The 278-nt window shown below is 66.5% G+C and carries 1 pseudogene; it reads left to right on the top strand.

What is annotated here, in order from left to right:
- A pseudogene (locus tag ACTFO6_RS18700) lies at positions 1 to 278 on the top strand (hypothetical protein); the annotation flags it as partial.

Raw genomic sequence — 278 nt, 5'->3', positions numbered from 1 at the left:
GTCCCATTCGCTGCTATCCTTGACCATCGCCACCTCACCCTGCAACTTGTGCCCATGCAGCTTGTACGACGTCCGTTCCCCCGGAAGGGCTTCCTGATCTTCGCCAGCCTGGTCGCGCTATGGACCGCCGACCGGGCGCTGGCTGAACCCCCGGCGTCCGCGCCGGAGCGGGGCGGATTTTCTCGGGGCGTCTTGTGGAATGTGGAAGCGAAGGGGGTGGCGCCGAGTTACCTGTTCGGCACCCTCCACCTGGACGACGATCGGGTGCTGGCGCTCCC

This window comes from Pelomicrobium sp. G1 (genome assembly GCF_051905455.1).
Classification (GTDB): Bacteria; Pseudomonadota; Gammaproteobacteria; order Burkholderiales; family UBA6910; genus Pelomicrobium.
This window is presented reverse-complemented; position numbering and strand designations above follow the sequence as displayed.